Source organism: Bacteroidia bacterium (genome assembly GCA_039924845.1).
Classification (GTDB): domain Bacteria; phylum Bacteroidota; class Bacteroidia; order DATLTG01; family DATLTG01; genus DATLTG01.
Window position 1 is genome coordinate 16,340 of sequence record JBDTAC010000050.1, and the last position, 18,400, is coordinate 34,739.

The 18,400-nt window shown below is 35.4% G+C and carries 17 protein-coding genes and 2 tRNA genes; 6 read left to right on the plus strand and 13 right to left on the minus strand.

Annotated elements, in window-relative coordinates; translation table 11 throughout:
- Positions 1-7: 7 nt before the first annotated feature.
- Together ABIZ51_05370 and ABIZ51_05375 are read right to left on the minus strand one after the other, a co-directional pair.
- Positions 8-637 carry a hypothetical protein gene (locus ABIZ51_05370; GenBank protein MEO7088208.1) on the minus strand — a complete coding sequence of 210 codons (630 nt, stop codon included), beginning with the start codon at positions 635-637 and terminating at the stop codon, positions 8-10.
- 115 nt (positions 638-752) lie between these two features.
- Complete coding sequence (locus ABIZ51_05375; GenBank protein ID MEO7088209.1) at positions 753-977, minus strand: hypothetical protein; 225 nt, start codon at positions 975-977, stop codon at positions 753-755.
- Positions 978-1,041: 64 nt separating this feature from the next.
- Here ABIZ51_05375 and ABIZ51_05380 point away from each other — a divergent pair, with 64 nt between their 5' ends.
- Both ABIZ51_05380 and ABIZ51_05385 read left to right on the plus strand, forming a co-directional pair.
- On the plus strand, positions 1,042-1,317 hold the full coding sequence (locus ABIZ51_05380) for a hypothetical protein (protein MEO7088210.1): 276 nt from the start codon (positions 1,042-1,044) through the stop codon (positions 1,315-1,317).
- Between the two features lie 75 nt (positions 1,318-1,392).
- Positions 1,393-2,385: a glucosaminidase domain-containing protein gene (locus tag ABIZ51_05385; protein ID MEO7088211.1), complete on the plus strand. Its 993-nt coding sequence runs from the start codon at positions 1,393-1,395 to the stop codon at positions 2,383-2,385.
- A 38-nt stretch (positions 2,386-2,423) separates the two neighbouring features.
- Here the strand turns inward: ABIZ51_05385 and ABIZ51_05390 are convergent, their stop codons facing one another.
- Positions 2,424-2,783, minus strand: a complete 360-nt coding sequence (locus ABIZ51_05390) for a MauE/DoxX family redox-associated membrane protein (protein MEO7088212.1) — start codon at positions 2,781-2,783, stop codon at positions 2,424-2,426.
- Between the two features lie 152 nt (positions 2,784-2,935).
- Between ABIZ51_05390 and gldA the strand changes: the two genes are divergently transcribed.
- Positions 2,936-3,841 (plus strand): gliding motility-associated ABC transporter ATP-binding subunit GldA, encoded by a 906-nt coding sequence (gene gldA / locus ABIZ51_05395; GenBank protein ID MEO7088213.1) that lies wholly within the window; start codon positions 2,936-2,938, stop codon positions 3,839-3,841.
- A gap of 60 nt (positions 3,842-3,901) precedes the next feature.
- Here gldA and ABIZ51_05400 read toward each other — a convergent pair whose 3' ends face one another.
- Genes ABIZ51_05400 through ABIZ51_05415 form a run of 4 tightly spaced genes read right to left on the minus strand, consistent with a single transcriptional unit; the run spans position 3,902 to position 7,602 of the window.
- Entirely contained in the window at positions 3,902-5,410 is a 1,509-nt protein-coding gene (locus ABIZ51_05400) for a hypothetical protein (GenBank protein ID MEO7088214.1), read from the minus strand.
- Positions 5,411-5,443: 33 nt separating this feature from the next.
- The gene (locus ABIZ51_05405; protein MEO7088215.1) at positions 5,444-5,758 is read right to left on the minus strand and encodes a tetratricopeptide repeat protein; all 315 of its coding nucleotides are present in this window, start codon (positions 5,756-5,758) and stop codon (positions 5,444-5,446) included.
- 12 nt (positions 5,759-5,770) lie between these two features.
- The gene (gene pheS, locus ABIZ51_05410; GenBank protein MEO7088216.1) at positions 5,771-6,811 is read right to left on the minus strand and encodes a phenylalanine--tRNA ligase subunit alpha; all 1,041 of its coding nucleotides are present in this window, start codon (positions 6,809-6,811) and stop codon (positions 5,771-5,773) included.
- A 5-nt stretch (positions 6,812-6,816) separates the two neighbouring features.
- A complete protein-coding gene (locus ABIZ51_05415) occupies positions 6,817-7,602 on the minus strand; it encodes a peptidylprolyl isomerase (protein ID MEO7088217.1) in 786 nt (261 codons plus the stop codon).
- A 186-nt stretch (positions 7,603-7,788) separates the two neighbouring features.
- Between ABIZ51_05415 and ABIZ51_05420 the strand changes: the two genes are divergently transcribed.
- Positions 7,789-8,136 carry a hypothetical protein gene (locus ABIZ51_05420; protein MEO7088218.1) on the plus strand — a complete coding sequence of 116 codons (348 nt, stop codon included), beginning with the start codon at positions 7,789-7,791 and terminating at the stop codon, positions 8,134-8,136.
- A gap of 78 nt (positions 8,137-8,214) precedes the next feature.
- On the opposite strand, the gene ABIZ51_05425 is transcribed toward ABIZ51_05420, so the two are convergent.
- The 3 genes from ABIZ51_05425 to ABIZ51_05435 all read right to left on the minus strand — a co-directional run bounded on the left by ABIZ51_05425 (position 8,215) and on the right by ABIZ51_05435 (position 12,830).
- Positions 8,215-9,570 (minus strand): carbohydrate porin, encoded by a 1,356-nt coding sequence (locus ABIZ51_05425; GenBank protein ID MEO7088219.1) that lies wholly within the window; start codon positions 9,568-9,570, stop codon positions 8,215-8,217.
- A 167-nt stretch (positions 9,571-9,737) separates the two neighbouring features.
- Positions 9,738-12,425 carry a magnesium-translocating P-type ATPase gene (gene mgtA, locus ABIZ51_05430; GenBank protein ID MEO7088220.1) on the minus strand — a complete coding sequence of 896 codons (2,688 nt, stop codon included), beginning with the start codon at positions 12,423-12,425 and terminating at the stop codon, positions 9,738-9,740.
- A gap of 243 nt (positions 12,426-12,668) precedes the next feature.
- Positions 12,669-12,830 (minus strand): hypothetical protein, encoded by a 162-nt coding sequence (locus ABIZ51_05435; protein ID MEO7088221.1) that lies wholly within the window; start codon positions 12,828-12,830, stop codon positions 12,669-12,671.
- A gap of 183 nt (positions 12,831-13,013) precedes the next feature.
- Here ABIZ51_05435 and ABIZ51_05440 point away from each other — a divergent pair.
- Positions 13,014-13,087 (plus strand) — tRNA-Cys (locus ABIZ51_05440).
- A 77-nt stretch (positions 13,088-13,164) separates the two neighbouring features.
- Here ABIZ51_05440 and ABIZ51_05445 read toward each other — a convergent pair.
- From ABIZ51_05445 to ABIZ51_05455, 3 genes are all read right to left on the minus strand, one after another.
- On the minus strand, positions 13,165-14,646 hold the full coding sequence (locus ABIZ51_05445; protein ID MEO7088222.1) for a hypothetical protein: 1,482 nt from the start codon (positions 14,644-14,646) through the stop codon (positions 13,165-13,167).
- A gap of 74 nt (positions 14,647-14,720) precedes the next feature.
- Positions 14,721-15,443, minus strand: a complete 723-nt coding sequence (gene recO, locus ABIZ51_05450) for a DNA repair protein RecO (GenBank protein ID MEO7088223.1) — start codon at positions 15,441-15,443, stop codon at positions 14,721-14,723.
- 6 nt (positions 15,444-15,449) lie between these two features.
- Positions 15,450-17,804 (minus strand): two-component regulator propeller domain-containing protein, encoded by a 2,355-nt coding sequence (locus tag ABIZ51_05455; GenBank protein ID MEO7088224.1) that lies wholly within the window; start codon positions 17,802-17,804, stop codon positions 15,450-15,452.
- A 126-nt stretch (positions 17,805-17,930) separates the two neighbouring features.
- On the opposite strand from ABIZ51_05455, the gene ABIZ51_05460 reads away from it, so the two are divergent.
- Positions 17,931-18,004 (plus strand) — tRNA-Arg (locus ABIZ51_05460).
- The last annotated feature ends 396 nt before the right edge of the window (positions 18,005-18,400 follow it).

Here is an 18,400-nt window from a genome sequence, read left to right on the forward strand (position 1 = left end):
TAAATTCTTACCATTTGTAAGATAAGCCGAGCGTAAGGTTGGAATACCCATATCCTAACTCTCCGAAAATACCGAAATTACTAAACATATAACGAGCTCCAATAAAAAAGGAAGGAGTTACATAACTGGAATAAGATTGTGCAGTAGTATTGTAACCGTAATAACCAGGGTGTCCGTAATTAGGATCTGTATTAGTATAGGAATAACTCGTGTGATAATATCCAATCATTAATCCAGCATAAGGATCAAATTTATCATTCTTCGTTTTTAAATGATACGCTGCTCTTAATCCAATAATGTAATAAGTCCAACTATCTTTTTCGGTATAATTTTGCCAAATACCATTTCCATCCCAATCTTGAAAATTATTGCTGTAAGATATCCCTTTATAAGCAAACAAACCACCCAATGAAATAGTTCCCGGACCAATATTAGGCCAGATTCCTTGTTCATACGAAACAGAAATCGCAGGCGTTGCAGAATATCCAGCTCCGAAATAAGTGTATTCACCACCAAAACCAACTCCCAGATTAATAACGTTGGTACCTTTATCGAATCCTTGGGCTTTTACCGAAGTCGAAAAGAGTAATCCAAATGCAGCTAAACCCGCTGTGAGTAAAATAATTTGTTTTTTCATGTTTTTGTTTTTTAGTTTTTGGTGCGAATATAAGACAGTTTAGAAAATACGTTGAAATATTTTTTGCTTTTTTTACCTGTTTATTTGCTTATTTGTTTGAAAATAGTTGGCAATTTTAATTTCCACAGGATAAATCATACACCAAATTATCGCAATTCACCTTATTTACGTAAGCATCTGATCCTCCTTTTCTGATTTCTTTAATGCAGACCATTGTTTCGACAAATGCATTTCCAAAGGTGGATGATTGGGCACTTAGCAATTGCTTTTTAAACTGAGCTGTTTTTAAATCATCTCCGTATTTCAACGTTACAATATTATCATCTACCGAACTTTCCAACGCCTTTATTTTTGGAATATAATTTTGTAGTAAATTAATTAGTTGCTGGTTATAATTATCTTGAATGGAAACTATTTTTTGCCAATATTTTCCTTCTATCCCATCAACGCAAGTGCAAGATACCGTTCAGCTGGGCACGTTCTCGTATAAGGTAAATCGCAATTTGAATAAAGAACGTTACAGTGAAGATCAAAAAATACTTCAATTGCTTGTGAAAGGTTACGAATCAACCAATAGAAAAAATTGCTTGAAACAATTGGAACCACTCCACAAAAGTGCTTATCGCAATATTCGCTTCATCTCCAAACTGATTTCAACTGAATTAACAAGCACTTGTTGAAATTTTTTATTTCGCTTAGCTGAGCCATCAATTGAAGGACTTACCTTTACACATTGATTTTTCTTATTCAAACTAATGTTAGTTCGAAAAAAAATAATTTTAATTACGTGTTGTTGCGTTTCTTTCATCACTGCAAATGCGCAGCCAGCAAAGATGTCGCCCAATCAATACATTGCCACCTATAAGAGCGATGCCATTGAGGAAATGCTAACGTACGGAATTCCCGCAAGTATCACGCTGGCGCAAGGTTTGCTCGAATCCAACAATGGCAATAGCCCTTTGGCAATTTATGCCAACAATCATTTCGGGATAAAATGTCATTTGGATTGGACTGGAGAAACGTACATGAAGGACGATGACGAAAAAAATGAATGTTTTCGAAAATATCCCAATGTTTTGGATTCTTACAAAGATCATGTAGAATTTTTGAAATCTCGACCTCGATATGCTTTTTTATTTTCATTCAAAACTACCGATTATCAAGATTGGGCGAAAGGTTTAAAACAAGCTGGATATGCAACAGATCCGCGATATCCACAACGACTCATTGAAATTATTCAAACCAATAAACTATACCAATTCGATACCATTAAATCACTTCCAGTAACTATTCAAACTCCTGAAATAGCTGCTACTGATTCCCAAACAAATTTAAAAAATATCATTCAAAAAAATAATTTTTCGATTGTTGAAAATGCCAATGCTCCCGCAACATATCAAGTGTTAGAATGCAACCATTTGAAGTTTATTATAGTACATCAAGGCGATACTTTTTACCGTATTTCAAGGGCATTCGATCTTGATTTGCCACAATTATTTCGTTTCAACGATCTCCCAAAAACGGCTGCGATGCCTGCTCTACACTCTGGCGATCGTATTTATATTCAGCCAAAACGCAGAAAAGCAATGGACGATTTTCACACCGTTGAACCTGGTGAAACCATGTATTCCATTTCGCAAGATTATGGCATTCGTTTGAAATCACTGTATCGTAAAAACTGTATGAAATCAGGATCAGAGCCGATAGCCGGACAAAAACTTTGGTTGCGTCGTAAAAAAAATAATTAAAATAATACGAGGAACATCGAAAAAAACGATTCGAAAAATTAATTTTTCGTGTACAAAAAAGCCCAATAAATTAAAATAAATTGTAAAGGAAGTCGAGCAACTGTGAACCAAAAACGCGGATTTTGGTGCTGCCAATAATTGATACTCATTTGAATATTGGCAGGAAATACAGCAATAAGCAACACGATTATCAGCCATGCTCCAAGGGTTCTCGTTGCTGGCGGGAGTAATAAAAGCGCAAAAATAATTTCGCAGACACCGCTCGTATAATTTAAAAAAATAGGGTTTGGAAGCCAAGCCGGAATTATTTTTTCATACCCTTTCGGATGCACGAAATGATTGATTCCAGCAGCCACGTAGAGTACTGACATCAAGTAAAGGAAAATTTGTTTTGTCATTTGAAAAATTATTTTTTCGAAGTCAATATTTTATATAATAAGAGATTAAATGTATCCTTTTTTCAGATAAGAGAAGTAATATGTTAAAAAAACAAAAAACAGATTTTTGAAAAAATATTTGATTAATTTCGGGCATCTAATCTTTCATTTCCATGAGTATAAAAGTAAATAATATCAGCAAAAAATACGGAGAACAATTGGCGCTCAATGCTGTTTCATTTGAAATAAATTCGGGAGAAATTGTCGGATTTCTTGGACCAAACGGTGCTGGAAAATCAACAATGATGAAAATCATAACGTGCTTTATTCCGCAAACAACGGGCGATGCAAGTGTTTGCGGATTTGATGTGTCCGAAGAATCCATGGAAGTGCGTAAAAGCGTGGGCTATTTGGCGGAACACAATCCTTTGTATTTGGATATGTATGTGAAAGAATATTTGGAGTTTGTTGCTGGCTTACACAAGCTCAAAAATATACCGCAACGTATCGCTGAAATGATTGAAATTACAGGACTTCAGATAGAACAAAAGAAAAAAATCGGAGCACTTTCCAAAGGATACCGTCAGCGTGTTGGATTAGCGCAAGCACTGATTCACGATCCGAAAGTATTGATTTTAGACGAACCTACAACAGGTTTAGATCCCAATCAATTAGCGGAAATTCGTCAGTTGATTATTAAAATCGGGAAAGAAAAAACGGTAATGCTTTCTACCCATATTATGCAAGAAGTGGAAGCCGTTTGTAGCCGCGTCATTATCATCAATAAAGGACAAATTGTGGCAGACAAGCCAACAGAACAACTTCAAAAATCGCCAGAAAGCGAACAAATTATTACAGTGGAATTTGATAAAGCCCCGAACGAAAATTTCTTAAAAAACATAGAAGGTGTTACTAATGTGATGCAATTAAATGGGAATACTTGGCAAATGACTGCTCAAACTACAGCGGATATTCGACCGCTTATTTTTCAATATGCCGTAAAAAATAATTTAACGGTGCTCGCTATGAATAAGGAAGAGCGGAAATTGGAAGATGTTTTTAAAGAATTGACAAAATAAAAATTGCTTTTTTCGTCTTTGAAAAATCATTTTTTTGAACGTTAAAAAGTAATGAGAAAATCACACAATTTTTTTCAAAAAAGGAAATTTTTGCAGCATTTTTTCTTTGTCTAACAACAATAAAAAGGCAATTACCCAAAAAGGCAACAGCGGAATTTTATATCGCACCATTGCGCCGAATACAGGTGTTACCATTCCAATAATTGTAGCCAAAAAAATGGTAAAACTGAAACAAAATAAAAACATTTTCAATGTTTCGGCAGAAGGCTTTTTGAAAAAAAACAAAGATAGTATGATGATGCCGGCAATCAGTAAATTTTCCAGTGCGGTAAGTAACATCAAAGGCGAAGAACATTCAAAAAGAGTAGGCCGAAACAAGCAATTAACAATAGCTTGAGGCGCATTCCACAAAAAACTTTTTAATGAAGGCGCAAGCGGATGGATGTCTATTTTACTTTTCGCAGGCACTAAGCTCATTAGTAATTGATAAGTGGTAGAATCGTTTCTTGCGAAAAGAACAGGAGTTGTTATATTTCCTTTTGTCCAATATTGATAAGGCGTTCCGGTGCTTAGAAAAATATTTTTTCGAGTAATTAGAATTTGATTTTTATGTTCAGATGAAATAAAAAAAGTATCACGCGTAGCAGTATTGATGAGGTAAGTGCCGCCTCTGGCAAGGGCTACAAAGTCGTGCTGTTTTTGTGCTAATAATTTATAGGGATTGTATTTTGGAAGAATCATTTTCACAACACTTGCTGTGCCAAGAAATAAAAATAAAATGACAAGATATTTGTACAACGGGAATTTATTTTTACTCAGCGAAATCCAGCAATTGACGAGTAATGCAGGTATAACTGCAAGTAAAATATAAGGCTTCAACAAAAGAAGATAAAAACTGCAAAATAAAATCCAGCCAATTATTTTTAACGATTTATTTCCGGAAAGAAACTCTTGAAAATAGTAAATAAACATTCCGAAAGCGAACAATATCAATCCTTCTTTCAAAACGCCAGAGCCCCAAAATAAAACGGAAGGAATTAGAAATACAGCAAAAAATAATTCTCTTTTTTTATCTTTTAAATAAGCAACGAATGTTTTATAGATTGCCGTTAATCCTGTTAAAGAGAGGAAACAAATAAAAACAGTATGCACTTGAAAATAGCCAAATGAGAATAAAGAAACGAATGCGTTAAATCGAATAATAACACGATTATCATTGTATAAATGATAATTAAATCCTTTGTACCAGTTCGCCATTTCGTTGTAATAAATTTCTAAATGTGGCGCATCGGAATGGAATCCGGTAAGCATTTGAAAATAATCCAAGGGATGATTTTTGAGGGCTGAAAATAGAATTCTGCCATCGTCGTAATAGCGGTATGTATCGCTGGAAGAGCGATCTTTGTAATAATAAGTATAAATTAACGCAAGCGCAACGCCAAAAATTATTTTCAAAATAAATACGGTAGAAATAGCTTTTTTCGATAAGCCATTTATCGAAAAAAAATCCATTTTATGGATGAGAAAAATAAAAATTGCAGTATATAAAACACACACTAAAAATTCCATCGTAGAAAATAAATAATGAGAATATGTGATTTTTTAATCGTCTGAAAGTTGCTGAAATGCTTCATTTAATTCTGAAAATGTTTTTTGATTTTTTTGAATTTTCGCTACTTCCATTCCTCTTTTGTAAATCAGAATTGCTTTTTCTGGCTCTTGGTTTTGTTCGTAAAAATGCCCTAATTGAAAATAGGTTGCTAAATAATTAGGTTTTTTTTTTAATAAATTCACCAGTATTTTTAGGGCTTCTGAAAAATTATTTTTTGAAAGCTCTAAAGCGAATGCGTAATTTAAAAAGTCATCTTCCGGATTTTCGGATAACATTTTTTTTAACGATTCAATCCGAGTTTCCATGAAATTATTTTTTTAATTCGCTGCTTTAAATTGATTTAAAAAACGAATATCATTTTCAAAAAATAAACGCAAATCTTTTACTTGATATTTCAACATAGTAATGCGTTCAATGCCCATTCCGAATGCATATCCTGAATATTTTTTGCTGTCTATTTTACAATTTTCCAACACGGCAGGATCTACCATTCCGCAACCTAAAATTTCCACCCAACCACTGTATTTACAAATATTACAACCTTTTCCTTTACAGATATTACATGAGATATCCATCTCTGCGCTTGGCTCTGTGAAAGGAAAATAAGATGGTCGTAAACGAATTTTTGTATCCTCGCCAAACATCTCTTTTGCGAAATACAAAAGCGTTTGTTTCAAATCTGCGAAGGAAACATTTTCGTCAATATACAAACCTTCTACTTGATGAAACTGGCAATGCGCACGGGCGGAAATGGCTTCGTTGCGAAAAACTCTTCCTGGAGAAATGGTCCGAATGGGTGGTTTTGTATGTTCCATAACGCGTACTTGAACAGAAGAAGTATGTGTGCGTAAAGCCCATTCTTGCTCGTTTTTAGCGGTTCCTTTTTTTATAAAAAAAGTATCTTGCATATCGCGTGCAGGATGATCTTCTGGAAAATTTAGTGCCGAAAAATTATGCCAATCGTCTTCTATTTCCGGACCTTCGGAAATCACAAAACCAATGCGAGAAAAAATAGAAATTATTTTTGCGCGAACAATGGAAAGTGGATGACGTGCGCCCAAAGCAAGTTCTTCGCCAGGCATTGTTAAATCGGCAGCAGGAGCATTTTGAGAATTATTTATTTCTTCTAATTCGGCTTTTAGAAAATTAATTTTTTCTTGTGCTTTATTTTTAAGTTCGTTCAAACTTTTTCCGAATTCCTTTCGTAGCGAAGGATCTACGGTTTTAAAATCTTCAAACAATTGTGTAACGCTTCCTTTTTTTCCGAGTAAACGAACTCGAAAATCTTCTACTTCTTGAAGCGCTTTTGGTTGAAATTTTTCAATTTCTGCAAGATTTTGTTTTATTTTTTCTTCCACAAAAATTATTTTTTTACGATGGTTATTTTTAAAATACGAATATCTGAACTCGGCCGATCTTTCGCATCCACAGGCGATGCAGCAATTTTATCTACAATGTCCATGCCTTCCACTACTTCTCCGAAAACGGTATAATTTCCATCCAAATGTGGCGCACCGCCAATAGTGGTGTAGGCTTTGCGTTGTTCCAGCGAATATTCAGAATGTGGTGTTTTTGCAAAAGTAGTGTCAATTTGAGGTTCTATTTTTTGTGCTAAAATTTTCAAACTATCTATATTTTTTTGCCTTTCAAAAACCATAAATTTTTCTTTCAATGCTGCGTTTTCAGGCTTATTGATTATTTCATTGAAAATTTTTTGTTTGATGGGTTGATTCCGTTTGTCTTGTAATTGATTCAAATCCGAATTACTAAAAATTCGTCCTTGCACAATGTAAAACTGGCAGCCCGAAGAAGCTTTGCTCGGATTGACATCATCGCCTTCGCGCGCCATTGCCAAAGCGCCGCGTTTATGAAAATATTGTGGAACAAATTCGGCAGGTACAGTGTAACCCACATCGCCATTGCCCAATTCCACACCTTGTGCAGCGTGTTTGGAAGAGGGATCTCCACCTTGTACCATAAAGTCTTGAATAACACGATGAAAAAGCGTGCTATCGTAAAAATGAGATTTTACTAATTTAATAAAATTATCACGCGTTTTAGGCGTTCCGTTGTATAATTTTAATTTAATGTTTCCTACATTGGTTTGCATTAAAATAAGCGTTTCTTTTGGAGTATTTGGACGTAGCAAACTACACGAAACAGCGAAAAGACATAGTATCCATAAAAAGGGCAGGCGAAAATTATTTTTCTTCATCATAAGAGGGTATCTTAATTTTTTTTATATTTGCTTTCGTTAAACAGTTAAGAAATTAAAATAATGTTTCTGTTTTCAACTGAAAGTCGTTCACAATATTAGAAAATAATTCGTTTATCTATGAAACAAACATGTACGAAATTTTTTTTCTGTCTGGCAATTTTAGGATTTATTTTAGTTGAATTCTCTACTTCTTCTTGCTCTCAAAACACGAATTGTACTGCTGTTGTGTCAGTTACAGATACTCTTGGGCGACCCGTTTCGCAAGCAACGGTTAAATTATATGCCAATATTCCAGGTGCTGCCGTAACTTCGACTACGCTTACGGATGGTTCCGGAAAAACGAGTGTTACGTTTAAAAACCCTGCTATTTTTGATATTACCGCCACACAAGGAACTAAAACAGGAACTGGTATTATCCAGTTAAATATTGGTGAAACTACCAATACAACGGTTATCATTAAGTAAAATATCTACTTATTTTTTCTCGAAAATACGCTTCGAAAAATTATTTTTTCGAAGCACTAAAAAACAAAATTATTTGTGTTAAAATTCCACGTGTGCGCGTAATCCGAAGATATTAATTGGACCTCTATCTTTGTTATAAGCAGGATTTATCACGTATTGATAATCGGGAGAAATAAAAAAACAAGAAAAAATTTGTGCAGAATAATACGTTTCAAAAATCATTTCGTTTCCGTAATTTAATTTTCCATCACCAATAATAAATCCGTAACCGCCAGCAGCTAAATAATCGCGGTGTGCCTGAGAAATGCTATTGACAACAAATGCCAGCGCAAATACATCATTCTTACGCTTTATTTTTTTCATTTTGAAAGAAAAACCACCACTTATGGTTTGATCAATTTCTGTAAACACGAAGGTTTCGTTTTGCCCGTTATTCCAACCAGTTCGAAAAAAAATTCCTGCATCAGAAAGAATATTTTGTTGAATATTAATTCCGAAACCTGGTTTTGTTCTGCCGTAGGCACGCGTTTTCGCGATGTTTATATGATAAACTGTATCGTTCGTAGTAATTCCATAATTACCCATATGCGCAAAATTATTGTACAACAACAAACTAATTTTTCCTTCTTTCTTTTTTAACTGAAAACTTTTTCCGAATTCCAATGTTTCGCCATTGGCGTGTGTTACGTTCCAATCCATTTGTGCGCCATTGGCAACTTCGGGCATTAAGCAACTCGAGAAACGAACTTCGAAGGTAGGGCGCAAATATTCTATCACAACTCCAGATGTATAGCCGCGCGTATTCGCAGGATAATCCCACGCGCCGTTAGACATCAAACTCCAATTCATAAATTGTGTACGCGGATCGTGGCTGTAATCGTTGTCGTCGTAAAAATCAGTAAGACTAAATTTTCCAACTGTAATGCAAATGGCATTTGTTGGAATAGTTCCCGCTAACTGATTGGCATCAGCATCTTGCGTTTTATTATCGGAGTTGCCAAGCGGAATATATTGCCGAAAAAATAATCGCGCGATGTACAAAGTGGGCGTAGGATCCCCGATGCGAACAGTTTCTCCATTCGGTGCTCCAGCAATTCCAAGCACGTTGCTCATACCGCTTCCTCCTGCTATTTCGGGATTAAAATAAAATTCGGCATTTTTCCACAATCTGCGCCCAATGTACAATGTAGAGGTAATAGAATAATGAATGGCTTTGTCGTTCGGATCAAAACTATTTAATCCTTGATACGGAGATTTGAATGCGGTGTGCCCTTGTGCAATGGTTGTGGCTTGAAAATGGAAGCTCCAATTTTCGTTCGCTTTAGCGGAAGTTACAATGCTGTTAGAATCTGATTTTATAGAATTTTGTGCTTTCGTTTCATTTGCAAAAAGACAAAGAGAATAAATGGGTAAAGTATATAAAAGCATTTTCATAAAAATTCTTTTTCAATTTTATTTCACGACAAAAATACAAAGTTAGACCTATAAAACAAATATATTTTATAAATAAAACTAAATCGTTTTCTGTTTTTTTAATGTAAAATTAGATTCAAAAAAATAATTTTTCGAAAGCAAAAAATCATTCTCTAAAAAATATTTTTTTACAACCAGTGATGGAATTTTTTAATAAACCATGTTTTCACGATTTGTGTAAGTACACAATATGCCAATAAAATAACACCTAACCAAATAAAATATTGCATCGGAAGCGCTTGTAATTTCAATGTTCCTGCAAAAGGCGAAAACGGAATGTAAATTCCAATCAGCATAATAAGCGATGTAAGCGCGATAACTGGCGCAGCTGCCCAACTTTGAATAAATGGAATTTTTCGCGTGCGTATCATGTGTACAATCAGCGTTTGCGAAAGCAAGCCTTCGATAAACCATCCGGATTGAAACAACGTTTGATGCTCCGCGCTGTTGGCTTTAAAGATAAACCACATCACATAAAATAAGGCGTAATCGAAAATGGAACTAACGGGTCCGATAAATAACATAAATTTAGTGATGCCGCTGGCGTCCCATTTACGGGGTTTTTCGAGATAATCTGCATCCATCGTATCCCAAGGAATCGAAATTTGGGAAAAATCATACAGCAAATTTTGCACTAAAATATGGATAGGAAGCATCGGCAAAAAAGGCAACAGCGCGCTCGCTCCGAGCATGCTAAACATATTTCCGAAATTGCTACTCGCCGTCATTTTAATGTATTTAATGATGTTTCCGAAAGTTCTTCGTCCGTATATAACACCTTTGCGGAGCACCATTAAATCTTTTTCCAATAAAATAATATCGGCACTTTCTTTGGCAATATCCACCGCCGTATCTACCGAAATTCCCACGTCTGCATCGCGCAAAGCGGGCGCATCATTGATTCCATCGCCCATAAAACCAACGGTGTGTCCTTTGGCTTGCAACATTTTTACCACGCGCGCTTTTTGCATCGGATTTAATTTCGCGAGAATGGAAACGTCGTCAATTTTACTTTTCAATTCTTCGTCGCTCATTTTTTCCAAATCATTTCCGAGTAAAATATTATCAAATGGGATTCCGACTTCTTTGCAGATTTTTCTGGTTACGATTTCATTGTCACCAGTAAGTACTTTTATGCTTACGCCCAATTTTTGCAATGCTTCGATGGACGGTTTGGCAGACGGTTTTGCAGGATCTAAAAATCCGATAAATCCGGTGAGAACCATATTGGTCTCATCCGCTACAGAGTACGTAAGCGGGCGATCATCGTATTGTTTTATAGCCACCAATAATACGCGCAATCCATCCTCATTTAATTGGCGACTGATGTTGATAATATTCTGGCGCATGGCTTCGTCCAAGGGAATAATATTATCCGAATCGGGCTGAATTTTATCATCAGCGCCAGGATCCAATGCAAAATTACAAACGCCCAACATCTCTTCTACTGCGCCTTTGCAGATGAGTAGGTGTTTGTGATTTTTTTCTTCGAGGATAACCGACATCCGTCTGCGCATAAAATCAAACGGAATTTCATCTACTTTTTTATATTCTTCAACCTTCAGATTTTGTAGCATTTCCGTGCGTTCCAACACGGCTACGTCCAATAAATTTTTTAATCCCGTTTGATGAAAACTGTTTAAAAACGCCCAAGTCAGCACTTCGTCATCTTCTTTTCCGAATACATTGATGTACTTTTCCAACACGATTTTATCCAAGGTAAGTGTGCCCGTTTTATCGGTACACAAAATATCCATCGCGCCAATATTTTGAATAGAATTTAAGCGTTTTACAATTACTTTTCGTTTCGACATATTCATCGCGCCTTTCGCGAGATTGGCGGTAACAATCATTGGTAGCATTTCCGGCGTTAAGCCAACAGCAACGGATATCGCGAAAAGAAAGGCTTCCATCCAATTGTGTTTCATAAAACCATTAATCAAAAAAACTAATGGAACCATTACCAACATAAAACGAATGAGCAACCAACTTACGCTGCTAATCCCTTTGTCGAAGCTGGTTTCAGCGCGTTTGCCGGTTAATAATTTTGACATGGAACCAAAATACGTTTGGTTTCCAGTTGTAACCACAACCGCAGTCGCCGTTCCGCTAAGCACGTTGGTACCCATAAAACAAATATTATCCAATTCAAAAGCTGATTTTTTTTCGGCATCTGCGATGGCATGATCGCGTTTTTCCACTGGCAAAGATTCTCCCGTTAAAATAGATTGACTCACAAATAAATCTTTGGAATGTACAATGCGTAAATCTGCTGGCATCATATCTCCGGCAGATAGAAATACCATATCGCCAGGTACCAATTCTTTGATGTCAATTTCTTTTTTCCCGATGCCATCTCGCAAAACGGTAGCAGTGGTTTTTACCATACTTTTTAATTCTTCTGCAGCTTGATTGCTTCTAAATTCTTGCCAAAAACGAAGTAAAGAACTGGAAATAATCATAATCGAAAGTACCGTTATTGTCTTATAGTCCCTGTCAGCAGGAGCTTGAAGCATTACATCCATGATAAGGGAGATAATGGCTAAAATAATAAGCACGCCAATAAATGGATTTAAAAATGCGCCAAACAGTTGCGTATACCACGAAGGCGCTTTTTCGTGCGACACTTCGTTTTGTCCGAATTTTTCTTTTTTCTCCTCTACTTGTTCCGCCGTTAAACCTTTTTCGCTACTTTCCAAGGCGGAGAAAAAATTTTGTTTTTCGCGTTTGGATACATTGATAAGTTCCGCGTACGAAGAGCCTTGGTGGTTCGTTTGCGCGCTTGATTTCTTTTTTTGACTTGATAAAATATTCATTACAAATTCTCCTTAAAATTTTGGTAAATGAAAAAATTATTTTTTCCACTCCTTTTTTTGAGCCTCGAAAAATTATTTTTTCGAGGCGCTTTTTTGAATTAAAAAATCTGCTAAGGCACAGAAAATGAAAAATAATAATCTTTAATAAGACAATAATTCGACGGCGAAAAAAACTTCTTTTCGAACGGTTTAAAAAGGAATGTATGTGGAGAAATTAAAAAATCGGAAGGGCAAAAAGAATTTTTATCCGTTAAACGAATGTTTAACGAAGACATTTGAAAGGCTCGGCACGCGCGGTAAAGCGACAATCTCCGATATCCCTTTGCGAACAGCAATATGGATGATCGTAACAGCATTTTTTGATCTGTTATTTAATTCAAAAGTATAACTGGGCCCTGCGTCCATTTAAGAAATTAAATTTTTGTTTTTCAGCCGCGAAGCTAAAAGGTATTTTCGGATTGACCAAATAAATGCAGAAAAAATAACTTTTCGAATACAAAATAGAGTCTTCAAAAAATAATTTTAAAAAACAGTCTGAAATATTTCAAATCAATTATTTGTTATCTTTGCCTTTCATTATTGAAAAAAGGTCCTGTGGCCGAGCGGTTAGGCAGAGGTCTGCAAAACCTTGTACAGCGGTTCAAATCCGCTCGGGACCTCCAAAAAAATCGCTCTATTGAAAAATAGGGCGATTTTTTATTTCAGAAAAACACGTTTGAAAAATTATTTTTTTGAAGCCTTACTTTCTTTTATAAAGTTGAAATTCCGTATTGCTCCATATTTCGTCCCAGTTTTTTTCATATACTTTAACATATTCTTTTAGCGAATCATCCGAAATACGGTTGTTGATAAGGAGGAAAGAAACATTATTTTCGAGTAAATGTTGATGAATGATGGACGTATTTTGATTGTATAAATTGCTCATTGCCGAACGATTCGTATACAAAGCAAGCACACGAGGTTTAATAAAATCGAAGCGTGCATTTTCGGGTGTATTATTGGTGATGTAATTGAAAGCTTCTATACTTTCCTTTTGTTGCGGTCCTTGCAAAGTTATTTTTTCTCCTTTCGAAATTTCGCTCCACCCTTTTTTGTAGGAAAAAAACACGAAAATCGTCAAGACAATCGCAAATAAATTTGGATTTATTTTTAGCCGAATGTCAATACTGCGTAAACCCTGTATGGCATAGTAAAGTAAGAAAGGAATAAGCGGTAACAAGAGTCGAAAACCTCCAGTAGAAGCCGGATATATCGTAATTATAAAAAGATAAATCAGTACGCAGGTATCAACAAAATCAATTTTTTGAGTCATTTTTTTTATCATTCCCAATACGATAAAAGCAAAAATCATATCGCCTGAAAACTGTGCTACAAATTGCCAATGTTCGTTCCAAGGATCAAAAAAGGCGCGTATAACTGCCATGTAATAATCCAAATTTGTTTGGATTGTTTCCTTCAAATGGTTCACATCCAAAAAATAATTGTACGAAAAAATACCTTGATTACTGGCAGGAAATAGCCATTTATTTAAAATTACATAAATTAAAAATCCGCCGCAAACAATAATTGTAAGCGATATTAATTTTTTATACGCATATTTTTTTTGCAAGATAGACGTATAATTTTCATATAATTCGTGCAAAAAATCCAATGCTACTGCTAAGATAAATACAATTCCAATATTTCGGATAGAAATTAAAAAGCCCAGTAATACTGCCAGCAAAATGCTCCTCACAATGGTTCTATTTTTTTGTTGATAAATCAGAATACATAGCAACAGCAGTAAACTAAAAGGAATATCCGACATGATTTCCATTTTAAAATTCAATGTCCATGGATTATAAACTACCACGAGTACTAGTAAAGTAGCAATCAATGCAGAAAAATGTTTACATAAAAAGTGGAACATCAACAAGGCAAACGCAAAAAGAAATACCGTAATGTATACATCGAAACAAGCAATGTTATTTCCAAAAACAGCATAAACAGGTGCTAAAAGCAAAGGAAAACCTACCGGAAGAGAAGGCGGTCCGAGCAAAGGATAGTGGGGATTATAAATGTAGCCAGTTTGGATTTGAGAAATACCTTGCGCAATATTTTTTGCCTGATGAATGTATTGTGCAAAATCATCGCCCCAATCGTGAGAAGATTTAATATTGATGAAAAACAAGGGCAAACAAAGCAAGGCTACGATGAGGTATTTTATCCATTTTTTGTTCATCCGAAAAATTATTTTTTCAAGAGATTATATTTTTTATTTACGCTTCGAAAAATTATTTTTTTGAAGCGTAAAATTTACTCCATTATTTGCTCCAATACGTGATGCGATTTTATTTCTCGCATCGAATCTAAATGAAGGCGAAAATACAAAATGATTTTTTCGAGTAATTTTCGGCGCGTTTCATTGCTCATTTTCACCGTATGAAATTCGTTTATTTTTAAACTTAAAAAAGCCCCAAGCGCTTCCGCTAATGGGGACAAAATAAAATTTTCATGACGAGGTTTTATTCCTGTAAAAGAGCCTTCTTTGAGGTCGAAAAAATAATTTTCAGAAGTATAATTTCCTTGCGGATAAAATCCCAAATATTTACTAAATTGAATCATAAAAAGCAAATGAAAATTAGAGCTGTTTTCAATAGTCCGATCTAAGGTTTCAATCGAATGAGCAAGAAAAAAAAATAAATTTTCATTTGGCTCTTCTTCGTGTATGGAACGATAAATAATTTCATTCATAAACAAAGCGATGGACATTTTCATTACATCAAAGGGAATGGTTTGGAAAGGCTTTGCATTACGGATTTCGACAATTTTTTGAAGATTGTTTTTTTCCTTGTAATCACACACCAATTCTACCTGAGCAAGTGCTTGCAAAAAAGATTTTTTCTTGTCTTTTTTGGATCGTACTCTATTAATCATGAAGGAAGAAAGTCCGAATTGGAGGGTATATATTTTTGCGATAATACTGTTTTCAGAATAATCAATCGTTTGTAAAACGATGCCTGGCGTGGTATAGAGCATTTAAAATCAATTCATAAATAAAATTTTTGTAACAAATGTTTTGCTACCATCACTGTTAGAGCAAAACACCAAATATACGCCACTTTGCACGCGTGCGCCACTAAAATTTGTTCCTTGCCAAATGGCTTGCCCACCCAAAGCAATTGTTTTATAAACCAATGTTCCGTTAATATCAGTGATGCGCACATCTGCATTTTGCACCAATCCTTTAATGGCAACTGGACCAGTAAAACCGTGTGGAACGGGATTGGGATACGCATATACATTACCGAAATCTGTACCGCCTTGTGTAGCTGTACTTTTGTAGGAAACGATGCCTAAATCGGTACCAAAAAAAACTTCTCCTGTATTAGGATTTATGGCAATACTGCCAACATTATCAGATAAAAGCGGACTATTTTCGGCAGTAAAATGTTGAATTTGTTGTGTTCCATCTGGCGACATTAAAAAAACACCTCCTCCATTGGTCCCAATCCATTTTCGGTTGGCGCCATCCACTGTAATGGCAGTAACGGTTTGTGTTTGCAACAATATCTGCACGTGTCCATCTTGTTGCAATAATATTTGCTGTGCATCCCAACCTCCGCTTCCGCTGAAAATGGCGTCTGGCGAGTAAAACACATCTATTCCTTGATCCGTTCCTACCCAAACAGCACCAGTTTGATCTTGCGCTAATGAAAAAATATTATTGCTAATTAATCCTCCGTTGCCAGGTATATTGGTTAGGATTTTTGTGTTACTTGTATTTGGTTGCGCAAAGGTACCATTGTCTTGATAGACCATAATTCCCGTTCCTCTCGGTAAAACCACCCATTTTTCTCCACTTTGCGTAATCATTATATTGCCTATGGTTTTGGAATTATCTAAAAACGTTGAGAAATTTAACCCTTGCCAAGTGCCAGAAGGTGCGCGATAACAAATTGTGTGTGCCACATTGCTGTTGGTTGCCCAAATATATCCATTTTGATCAAATGCTAATCCAGGAACACGAATCGGATTATAGCCGGGTATATTCAGTCCTTGCAAAGCACCATTAGTATTTTGATCTGTAAATACATTTACTACCGACCCATTGTAAAATTCTAAAAGTCCTTTACCCCAAGAACCTATATACGCATGAGTCGGGTTATTGGGATCAACCGCTACTGCCATTTCATCAAATAGAGTATCCGTATTAGGTCCGCAATTGCAGGGATTTATCGTGGACCAAGAATCATTGTTAAATAGAAAAATCCCGTCTTTATTATATTCATTGTCCCAGTGTCCATCAACACCACCAGGAACTGCCCATAAGGTATTGTTTGAAATAGCCATCGCAAAAACATTCGAAGTTTTTGGACCATTTGGTGCGTAAGGAACACTTGTGGAAGGATTAACGTATTTGACCAAGCCTGTATTTTGATCTGCAATCCAAATTGTATTGTTTTGATCCACAATTGCGTCGTTATCATCCATTCCATTGGAATTTATATTGTATTTTACATTTTCCAAGAAATGAATAATATTATCATAAACGCCTATCGCATTTTGTGTACAAAAAAGCAACTGATTATTACTTACTTCTATTTTTGCAATATTGGTGTTTGTTACGAGATTAAAACGAGTCCAAGTAGAACCGCCATTGGTACTTTCGTAAACAGTGTCTTTCATCGATGTATTATGAGTAAGGAGATTGGAAAAATTCGCAAATACAGTTCCGTTTATCGAAGCAATGGTATTGTAAATTCCAGCAGCTAAAACTCCTCCTCCTACTTTTGTCCAATTGCTGTAATTGGCTAAATTAGGACTATTAAGCGGTGCTTCGTAAACACCTACGTCCGTAGCAGCATAAATATTTGTACCGTCCGAAGTAATGTCTCTCACGTTCAAATATGTGCCATTGAGACCAATATAATACGTATCATAAATGGTTTGTTGTTGCGTATCAAACACCACTATCCCAAAGCCGCAAGCCAAATAAGCATATTGATTGATAAAATAAATACTGTTAATGGTTTTATTACCGGCGATGGCTTTGTTTTTTATGTCTGGCACATTGATGACCGTATTGTTTAAAATCAAATCAATATTTCCATCGGTGTATGCAATTACAACTGAATTATTAAATGTATTGAATTTGATACACGTTGCGCCAACATCCGAAAGCCCAGTTACTTTTGATAAACGTTCAAATGAATTGTCGTTTGTATTGTATGAAAAAATACCGCTTTTAGTAGCACAATATACCTTGCCTTGTCCCGAAGTTACCGAAATCGCATTTCCGTATGCTAAATGTTCTCGCCATTGTCCAATAGCGAGGTCTTGCGATTGAACCGAATAGGCACTTCCGAAAATAAGCAATACAAAAAATAATTTTTTCATCCAGTTTTTAATCTCTTTTTTCTACACAATATTACTAAAAAACACATTAACGAACAACTGTATTTCGGCTATTTTATTGCAAGTTCTCCAAAAGTTTTAAAATAATATCTTTGTCGCTTGTAAAAAGGCTCCGTAGTTCAACTGGATAGAATGACAGATTCCGGTTCTGTTGGTTGGAGGTTCGAATCCTCTCGGAGTCACAAAATAAAAAGGCTTTCACAATTGAAGGCTTTTTTAATGCGTTGAAAAAATATTTTTTTGCACGTACAATTTTGTAACTCAAAATATAAAGTTTGTTGCAAGGAAAATATGCCTTATTTTTGAAACGTAAAGCGAAATCATTTTGTCTTAATTATTTCGCTTTACATAAAAAAAGAGGTAGGATTGACGTATTAAATCGTTTTTTTGTTGCGACAATCCGCGCGCCGCTGTATACTATGGCGGCAGACAACATAAGAATTCAACCTAACGACTAAAATAAATCAAATGGAAAACAAACAAGACAATCCAAAAACTCTAAAAAAATATATACCGACTGCTGAATTTTATAGCCAAATAATTGACAGCTTACAAGATTATTCAATTTTTACGTTGGA

Bases quoted from the DNA above. Each gene is read 5' to 3' on its own strand.
- ABIZ51_05405 (MEO7088215.1), bottom strand. From the start codon at position 5,758: ATGGAAACTCGGATTGAATCGTTAAAAAAAATGTTATCCGAAAATCCG.
- ABIZ51_05385 (MEO7088211.1), top strand. From the start codon at position 1,393: ATGTTAGTTCGAAAAAAAATAATTTTAATTACGTGTTGTTGCGTTTCT.
- gldA (MEO7088213.1), top strand. From the start codon at position 2,936: ATGAGTATAAAAGTAAATAATATCAGCAAAAAATACGGAGAACAATTG.
- recO (MEO7088223.1), bottom strand. From the start codon at position 15,443: ATGCTCTATACCACGCCAGGCATCGTTTTACAAACGATTGATTATTCT.
- ABIZ51_05425 (MEO7088219.1), bottom strand. From the start codon at position 9,570: ATGAAAATGCTTTTATATACTTTACCCATTTATTCTCTTTGTCTTTTT.
- ABIZ51_05420 (MEO7088218.1), top strand. From the start codon at position 7,789: ATGAAACAAACATGTACGAAATTTTTTTTCTGTCTGGCAATTTTAGGA.
- ABIZ51_05380 (MEO7088210.1), top strand. From the start codon at position 1,042: ATGGAAACTATTTTTTGCCAATATTTTCCTTCTATCCCATCAACGCAA.
- ABIZ51_05400 (MEO7088214.1), bottom strand. From the start codon at position 5,410: ATGGAATTTTTAGTGTGTGTTTTATATACTGCAATTTTTATTTTTCTC.
- ABIZ51_05390 (MEO7088212.1), bottom strand. From the start codon at position 2,783: ATGACAAAACAAATTTTCCTTTACTTGATGTCAGTACTCTACGTGGCT.
- ABIZ51_05455 (MEO7088224.1), bottom strand. From the start codon at position 17,804: ATGAAAAAATTATTTTTTGTATTGCTTATTTTCGGAAGTGCCTATTCG.
- mgtA (MEO7088220.1), bottom strand. From the start codon at position 12,425: ATGAATATTTTATCAAGTCAAAAAAAGAAATCAAGCGCGCAAACGAAC.
- ABIZ51_05435 (MEO7088221.1), bottom strand. From the start codon at position 12,830: ATGGACGCAGGGCCCAGTTATACTTTTGAATTAAATAACAGATCAAAA.
- ABIZ51_05370 (MEO7088208.1), bottom strand. From the start codon at position 637: ATGAAAAAACAAATTATTTTACTCACAGCGGGTTTAGCTGCATTTGGA.
- ABIZ51_05445 (MEO7088222.1), bottom strand. From the start codon at position 14,646: ATGAACAAAAAATGGATAAAATACCTCATCGTAGCCTTGCTTTGTTTG.